A 7,559-nucleotide genomic window follows, 5' to 3' on the forward strand; every position below is an offset into this window, starting at 1 on the left:
ACACATGATGATTATTTACAACTTGAAATTAATATACCACATTCGGGATATCTGAATATATTTGATGATTTTAGACTATATTTTGTTTAAAGTTTTACAATACGTATACTTCCCGCTCGACAATCTCGCAACCAAGCATTAATTCCTTGAGCAACAGTACCATTACTACTATCGCGTGGAGGTGTTGGCGGATTTTTGATAACTGGATAAGAACCAATTTGCGAAAACATCGTTACCATCCGCCAACCACTCTGGCTTTTCGTTAAAAACAGCCAGTGAAATTCTTGCAATTGCACCGCTTTTCCACGTATGTATTGCCGCTCTAAAGTAGTAAAAAACACTTGCTCCACTTTTTCGTCAGAGCTTTTTAGCGCATCTGTATTATTAATACCAGCGTTCAGCGGCAACGGAGTAAAATCAGGTTTTCCTGCCAGAGCCATGTAACTGTAAACGTCCGTTTTTCTTTTCAAACGGCGGGCGCGTTGACTGGCGCGATTAGCATAACTAGGTAAATCCCGCAATAATGGTGTAATTAAATTCTCTATACTTTGCTCTGAACAAAAAGATTTTTCTTTGCCTGTATCCGTTGTCTGTATAGGTTGAGAACCACTGGCAAACAGCTTTCTCGTTTTCTGGTGCCAGGGAATGCCTACTGTGGGCTGCTGCCTCAGATTATATATGACTTTGGCGGCAGAGCCTCCAGATGTGCGTTCCCAGTCTGAGACTGGGAACGACGAGAGAAAATGTAACGATAAAAATAGGGAGACAAAAAACATAATGAATGCGATCGCTCTGCTTGAGTTTAGCTTTCAACAAGTTCTACTAATTTTTAAGTTAAATTCCAGTCCCTAAACAAATTCCGAAAAGCCTTCATAGTTTTATTTCTCCTTTGTCTAATATAGGAATGAGCGCTTTTCCTAAAGTCTTGTAGGGGCAATTCATGAATTGCCCCTACCTAAATTCAAGGTTTTGATGACATGAGTGCGTAAGTCCTAATTTATTAACTCCTCACAAGTTCTTGACCAAGCTAATTGTGGATCGGCTGCGGCGGTGATTGGACGCCCAATTACGAGATAATCGGCTCCAGAAGCGATCGCTTGTTTTGGTGTGAGCGATCGCTTTTGATCTCCTTTATCTGCCCAAGTCGGTCTAACTCCCGGACAAACTAACAAAAAATCATCCTTGCAAGTTTGCCGCAATTGTGCTACCTCTTGCGGCGAACAAACTGCCCCATCCAACCCAGTTTCTTGAGCCATCAGCGCCATTGCAAGTGCATATTCTGGCAATTCTAGAGGAATCTTTAAATCAAACGCCAATTGCCGAGAAGAAATACTCGTCAACAAAGCGATCGCAATTAACTTTGGCGGCTTGATATTGACTTTTGCGGCTTCTTCTTGTACGGCTTCTGAAGCTGCTTTCAGCGCGTCTGTTCCACATGTAGCATGAATTGTCAGCAAATCCACACCATAACGAGCGGCACTGCGACAAGCACCCGCGACAGTATTCGGGATATCGTGAAACTTCAAATCGAGGAAAATGCGCTTTTGGCGGGATTTGAGCAAATCTAAAATTTTCGGTCCAGTGCTGGTGAACAACTCCAAACCAACCTTGAAGAAAGTAACTTGCTCAAGTTTGTCCAGCAAAGCGATCGCACTATCTTCATCCGACACATCTAAGGGAACTATAATCCGCTCCTTAACGTTCATATGTAGTTTCACCCTTACTGCTTTTGCTTTGTAACATTACTTATTTTCTTCCTTCTCCTTCAAAGACGCCAAGGGCGAACGTGTCCTTCTCCTTCGGAGACGCTACGCGAACGTGCCTTTGCGGTTCGTTAAATAAGTATTCAACTATCACAGCAAGCAAATAACTAAGGCACTAAGCGGACAAACTTATTTTTACCAACTTGCAAAACTTTACCTTCTAAATCAGTTAGCGAATCGAAAGTAGTATCAATATCCGTAATGCGATCGCCATTTAAGCGCACCCCACCTTCTTGAATTTTTCGCCTACCTTCATTGCCACTTTTGCACAAACCGCTAACATTGAGGATAGAAAATAACTTAGCAGGAAACTGCACCTGTGATAACGAGAATTCTGGGACTGCACCACCTTGTCCACCTGTTTTTGCCGCTTCTCTTGCTTCGTTAGCGGCTGTTTCGCCATGATATTGTCGAACAATATCCCAAGCGAGAAGTTGTTGGCGATCGCGTGGCTTTTCTGGTAGTTTGTCTAAAGCTAAATCCGTCAGCAGTTTAAAATAATCTTCCAGCAAATTATCCGGAACCTGTTGCAGCTTCTGATACATCTGTGATGGATGTTCTGACAAACCGACATAATTACCCAAAGATTTAGACATTTTTTGTACACCGTCAAGACCATTTAAAATAGGTAACAGTACACAATATTGCGGTCTTTGCCCAAAATGACGTTGTAAATCTCGCCCAACAGCCAAGTTAAATTTCTGGTCAGTACCACCTAATTCTACATCAGCTTGCACTGCCACAGAATCATAACCTTGCATCAATGGATAAAGGAACTCATGAAGGAAAATTGGATTCTCTTTCTTATAACGTTCGGCGAAGCCTTCTTTTGCTAGCATCTGCCCCACCGTCATCGTGGCAAGTAACTCTAAAATTTTTCCTAAGTCAAGTTTAGAGAGCCATTCGGAGTTATAACGTACCTCTAATCTCCCTGGTGTGTCAAAATCTAAAATCGGACGCACTTGGTCAAGATAAGTTTGGGCGTTTTGCGCTACATCTACCTCTGTCAGTTGGCGTCGTACCTCAGATTTACCAGTCGGATCGCCAATGCGAGCTGTAAAATCGCCAATAATCAGCACTGCTGTGTGACCGGCATCTTGAAAATTTCGCAGTTTCCGCACAGGAATGCTGTGACCTAAGTGAATTTCTGCTCCTGTAGGATCAATTCCGAATTTTACCCTTAAAGGTCGGTCTGTAGTTGCCAAGAGCTTTTCTAAACTTTCACTTTCACTGTCAGAATTACTATTGTGTGGGAAAATTTCAGTTAATCCACGATGTAGCCAAGAAAAATTTTGCGCCATACTAGAAGACTGAATATTAGTTATGCTTTGCATTGCGAGAAGTTGAGTTAGTTATTTTTACTGGCAATTTGTCATCTAAGCGATCTGCCAAACTACTATAATTGCAAAAAAATAACCGCCTTGCTTCGCCGAATAAATTACAGTTATATTTACAAGTGAGGAAGTGGAATCGCCGTGTCGTCTAGGACTTTTGAAGAAAAACAACCGCAAGGTCAGGCATCATCAGGTTTTGACTTTTTTAAAGGAGTAGGTCAGGTAACTGGCGGCACTCTTTTATCCCTGACTATGCTAACAAGTTCGATTGTCGCGGGAGGACTAGTGGGTTTAGCCGTTAGTTTCCGCAACTTGCCTGATGTGAGACAATTACGTAACTTTTTTCCATCAGAAACTACTTACATTTATGACGTTAAAGGTAAACTTTTAACCAGTGTTCACGGAGAAGCTAACCGGGAAGTCGTATCGTTAGATAGAATTTCGCCAAATTTAAAACGGGCGGTATTGGCAAGCGAAGATGGTCACTTCTACAATCATCATGGAATTAACCCCAGTGGGGTTGGACGTGCTGTGGTGACAAACTGGGCGGCTGGTGGAGTCAAGGAAGGTGGTTCCACCATCACCATGCAATTGGTGAAAAATTTATTTTTGTCTCGCAAGCGTGCTTTTACCCGTAAAATTGCTGAGGCAGTTCTAGCGATTCGCTTAGAGCAAATTCTCAGCAAAGACCAAATTTTAGAAATGTACCTCAATCAAGTGTATTGGGGTCATAACAATTATGGCGTGCAAACCGCAGCTCGCAGTTATTTTAACAAGTCCGCCGAAAGTTTAACTATCGGTGAATCGGCGATGATGGCGGGTTTGATTCCAGCACCTGAAGAATTGAGTCCGTTTGTCAGCATGGCTAAGGCAAAGCAAAAACAAAAAGAAGTCTTAGGACGGATGCGGGAATTGAACTGGATCACCCAAGAAGAGTACGACGAAGCGCTCAAGCAAGAAATTAAACTTGGTAAAATTAGGTCGTTTCAAGGTAGTGCTTTACCTTATGTTACCAATGCGGTGTCGCAAGAGTTGGCGAAAAAGTTTGGACGTGACGCCTTAATTAAAGGTGGGATGCGCGTACAAACCACAGTTGATGCTGACTTTCAACGCATGGCAGAGCAAACTGTCGTCAAGTGGCATGGAAACCTCTTGGGACAAGGTTTATATAAGAATCAAATGGCATTGGTGGCAATTGACCCCCGCACCCATTTTGTGAAAGCATTGGTGGGGGGTGTGGATGCGAAAACCAGTGAGTTCAATCGAGCAACTCAAGCTCAACGTCAGCCTGGGTCTTCTTTTAAACCGTTTGTTTACTATGCTGGTTTTGCCAGTGGTAAGTTTGGGCCAGATTCGACGGTGGTAGATGCCCCAGTCGGCTACCGTGATGGTGACGGTTGGTACTATCCAAGAAACTATGATGGTGGCTTTTCGGGCGCGATGTCGATTCGCACTGCCATATCGCAGTCTCGCAACATCCCAGTCATCAAAGTTGGTAAGGCTGTAGGGATGAATAAAGTTATCGAAACCTGCCGGACTTTAGGAATTATGAGTCCGATGGAACCAGTGAGTTCTTTGCCTCTAGGTGCGATTGGTGTCACACCTTTGGAAATGGCTAGCGCTTATGCAACCTTTGCTAATTATGGCTGGCAGTCGCCAACAACGGTAATTGTCCGCGTGACTGATAGTAGTGGTAATGTATTGCTAGATAACACGCCGAAACCTCAGCAAGTTCTCGATCCTTGGGCATCGGCGGCAATTATCGATGTAATGCGATCGGTTATTACTAATGGTACTGGTAAAAATGCGGCGATCGGTCGTCCGGCTGCTGGGAAGACGGGAACAACTTCCTCTGAAAAGGATATTTGGTTTGTCGGTACTGTACCGCAGTTAACGACTGCTGTTTGGGTGGGTAGAGACGACAATAGACAATTAGCAAGCGGTGCAACAGGTGGTGTGATGGTAGCACCGATTTGGCGCGATTTTATGCAAAAAGCTTTGAAGAATACACCTGCGGAGAACTTCAAGTCTCCATCCCAGTTTCCTCGCCCTAAATCGAATGACAATGATAATTAGGAGGAGCAAGGATAGTGGATAGTGGGTAGTGGGGCATGGGGCATGGGGCATGGGGCATGGGGCATGGATAATGGGGAAAAAGACTCATGTGAAAGAATTATTACCAATTCCCAATTCCCAATGCCCCATGCCCCATGCCCAATGCCCAATGCCCAATGCCCAATGCCCAATGCCCATTGACAACTAACAACTAACTTCTCTAAGCCTGCTTTGCTAAATCGGCTTTCATCCGTTGTAAAGTTAGGTTCATTTGGTCAAACATTTGTTGCGGGGTGACGCCAAACTGATCTAACTGTGTTTTAATCTGCTCCATAGTCATTTGCGCCATAAAATCTTCTGATAGCTCGAAGCGCTTCATAAAGATGCGATATCGATCCATCATCGCTTCCATTTGTTCAATAAACAGCTTTTTACCTTCGAGATCAAATTTGCCGTAATTGTTGCCAAGTTTGATCAACGCTTGATAATCTTCAAACAGCTGCTTCGCTTCTTGCTGAACTATATCAGAATCAAAGAATCCCATTTTTCCCATCTTCAACTGAGTTACAATACTCAGAGCGCGTATACTTTTGCCTTTATAGTTTAATTTTAGTCTAGGGAACTAATCTACAGAAGAAGCTTCGGTTTGAGTACGGTTTTTTACCGAAATTTCAACACTTGACTTGAGAAGTTTTTCTTGCTGTCCAATAACTTAAGCTAGCAGTGGGTTTTTTGAGAATAAGATTTATGAAATGATTAAGATTTCGCTTTGGCTATGAAGCCATCGCTTGCTCAAAAAATCTCACTGATTGTGCAGACATTTCTCCAAGTTATTCAACTACGCGACTTTGAAGCGAGTAAAGTCTAAAATAAACATCGTACTTGAATGCTTGTGTTCGTGTGACCCAACGGGAGAGCGCAAGTTTCCCATCTTTCTTTGGGAGACCAAGGCGAACGACGCAAAGCTTAAGATGTGGAACTTGCGCTCCTAAATATGTGTTTACATTGTAGCATTGAAAAGAGCGTTGGCAAAGCGATCGCTCTAGTTGTGTCAGAACTGTGGTAGTGATAAATTAATTGGGAATATGTTGATTAAGCGAAAAAGCCGAAGCATAGCTGCCATTTTAGCTTTTTCTGGCACGCTGACAATTTCGGGATTACATAAATTTTATTTGGGACAGCCTTTATGGGGTTTATTATATGTGTTGCTTTCCTGGACACCGATTCCCAAGGTAGCTAGCGCAATTGAGGGAGTTTGGTATTTAGCGCAAGATGAAGAAGCTTTCGATCGTAATTTTAATTTAGGTAAGTCAGCCGTAAAAAATTTACAAGCGAATAGCGATCGGATAACTGCTATGGCTGAAGCTTTGCGATCGCTGGATACTCTTCGCCAAGATGGGTTAATTTCTGAATACGAATTTGAGCAAAAACGCCGCCAATTGTTAGACCAAATTACCTGAAAAGTGCGAAAATGATGAACAATTGGCTACCTTTGAATCCCAGGTTGCAAAAACTCCGTTCGCGGCTGCTTAACGATCCTTATTATCGACTACAATCTGGGGAAGAGATTGCGATCGCTGCACAATTGGGTATCCGGATTGATGCAAATCAAGCAACTGTTGATGATTGGTTGCGTTTACCGGGTTTATCGATTCATCAAGCGCGATCGCTTGTCGAACTGTCGCGTGTTGGTGTGAAATTTTACTGTATTGAAGATATTGCCGCTGCTTTGAGTATACCAGCGCAACGACTAGAACCACTAAAGCTGATTCTAGATTTTAGTTATTATGACGACGAAGCTTTAAGCAATCCTACGCAAATTAATATTAATACGGCAACGGTTGAGAATCTAGGAAAAATTCCTTTTATAGATGCGTCTTTGGCTGAAGCGATAGTACAAAATCGTTCATCAACGGGACATTATCGCAACTTAATAGATTTTCAGCAGAGGTTGAATATATCTGGTGATGCGATCGCGCAATTAATGTATTATCTCAGGTTTTAAACTCACGACAAACGTAACTTTAAGCCCGTAGTTACCACGAAGAGTGCTTAAGATAAGCGATAAATTGCTTACTATAGCAATCCGATTTTAATTTTCAAAAAATCTAGGTATTTGTAGGGTGTGTTAGACGGAACGTCTAACGCACCATCTCAAGGTTTTGGTGCGTTAGCCTACGGCATAACACACCCTACATATGTTCTTGAGCTTCAGAAGGTGAAACTTGAGCTTCAGAAGGTGAAACTTGAGCTTCAGAAGGTGAAACTTGAGCTTCAGAAGGTGAAACTTCGAGTTCCGAACTCGAAACTTGAGCTTCAGAAGGTGAAACTTCGAGTTCCGAACTCGAAACTTGAGCTTCAGAAGGTGAAACTTGAGCTTCAGAAGGTGAAACTTGAGCTTCAGAAG

The 7,559-nt window shown here is 42.8% G+C and carries 9 protein-coding genes; 4 read left to right on the forward strand and 5 right to left on the reverse strand.

All coding sequences use genetic code 11. The annotated features are described in order from the left end of the window. Nucleotides 1-86: 86 nt before the first annotated feature. The 3 genes from AABK37_RS39030 to tyrS all read right to left on the reverse strand — a co-directional run bounded on the left by AABK37_RS39030 (nucleotide 87) and on the right by tyrS (nucleotide 3,097). Nucleotides 87-776: a hypothetical protein gene (locus AABK37_RS39030; protein ID WP_432556767.1), complete on the reverse strand. Its 690-nt coding sequence runs from the start codon at nucleotides 774-776 to the stop codon at nucleotides 87-89. 216 nt (nucleotides 777-992) lie between these two features. Beyond that, on the reverse strand, nucleotides 993-1,706 hold the full coding sequence (pyrF, locus tag AABK37_RS39035) for an orotidine-5'-phosphate decarboxylase (protein ID WP_432556768.1): 714 nt from the start codon (nucleotides 1,704-1,706) through the stop codon (nucleotides 993-995). A 164-nt stretch (nucleotides 1,707-1,870) separates the two neighbouring features. Next, complete coding sequence (gene tyrS / locus AABK37_RS39040; protein ID WP_432556769.1) at nucleotides 1,871-3,097, reverse strand: tyrosine--tRNA ligase; 1,227 nt, start codon at nucleotides 3,095-3,097, stop codon at nucleotides 1,871-1,873. 141 nt (nucleotides 3,098-3,238) lie between these two features. On the opposite strand from tyrS, the gene AABK37_RS39045 reads away from it, so the two are divergent. Further along, the gene (locus AABK37_RS39045) at nucleotides 3,239-5,173 is read left to right on the forward strand and encodes a transglycosylase domain-containing protein (protein ID WP_432556770.1); all 1,935 of its coding nucleotides are present in this window, start codon (nucleotides 3,239-3,241) and stop codon (nucleotides 5,171-5,173) included. A gap of 28 nt (nucleotides 5,174-5,201) precedes the next feature. Continuing rightward, on the forward strand, nucleotides 5,202-5,360 hold the full coding sequence (locus tag AABK37_RS39050) for a hypothetical protein (protein ID WP_432556771.1): 159 nt from the start codon (nucleotides 5,202-5,204) through the stop codon (nucleotides 5,358-5,360). A 12-nt stretch (nucleotides 5,361-5,372) separates the two neighbouring features. Here the strand turns inward: AABK37_RS39050 and AABK37_RS39055 are convergent, their stop codons facing one another. Then, entirely contained in the window at nucleotides 5,373-5,696 is a 324-nt protein-coding gene (locus tag AABK37_RS39055; RefSeq protein WP_432556772.1) for a DUF1825 family protein, read from the reverse strand. A gap of 541 nt (nucleotides 5,697-6,237) precedes the next feature. Between AABK37_RS39055 and AABK37_RS39060 the strand changes: the two genes are divergently transcribed. Further along, nucleotides 6,238-6,612 (forward strand): NINE protein, encoded by a 375-nt coding sequence (locus tag AABK37_RS39060; protein WP_432556773.1) that lies wholly within the window; start codon nucleotides 6,238-6,240, stop codon nucleotides 6,610-6,612. A gap of 14 nt (nucleotides 6,613-6,626) precedes the next feature. Further along, nucleotides 6,627-7,157 (forward strand): helix-hairpin-helix domain-containing protein, encoded by a 531-nt coding sequence (locus tag AABK37_RS39065; protein ID WP_432556775.1) that lies wholly within the window; start codon nucleotides 6,627-6,629, stop codon nucleotides 7,155-7,157. Between the two features lie 187 nt (nucleotides 7,158-7,344). On the opposite strand, the gene AABK37_RS39070 is transcribed toward AABK37_RS39065, so the two are convergent. Then, on the reverse strand, nucleotides 7,345-7,559 hold a 215-nt coding region (locus AABK37_RS39070), incomplete at its 5' end, for a hypothetical protein (protein WP_432556774.1).

It is taken from the genome of Tolypothrix sp. VBCCA 56010, from assembly GCF_050875635.1.
Taxonomy (GTDB): Bacteria; Cyanobacteriota; Cyanobacteriia; order Cyanobacteriales; family Nostocaceae; genus Hassallia.

Coding starts and splice junctions, on each gene's coding strand:
- AABK37_RS39055 (WP_432556772.1), bottom strand. CDS start 5,696: ATGGGATTCTTTGATTCTGATATAGTTCAGCAAGAAGCGAAGCAGCTG.
- tyrS (WP_432556769.1), bottom strand. CDS start 3,097: ATGCAAAGCATAACTAATATTCAGTCTTCTAGTATGGCGCAAAATTTT.
- AABK37_RS39065 (WP_432556775.1), top strand. CDS start 6,627: ATGAACAATTGGCTACCTTTGAATCCCAGGTTGCAAAAACTCCGTTCG.
- AABK37_RS39030 (WP_432556767.1), bottom strand. CDS start 776: ATGTTTTTTGTCTCCCTATTTTTATCGTTACATTTTCTCTCGTCGTTC.
- AABK37_RS39060 (WP_432556773.1), top strand. CDS start 6,238: ATGTTGATTAAGCGAAAAAGCCGAAGCATAGCTGCCATTTTAGCTTTT.
- pyrF (WP_432556768.1), bottom strand. CDS start 1,706: ATGAACGTTAAGGAGCGGATTATAGTTCCCTTAGATGTGTCGGATGAA.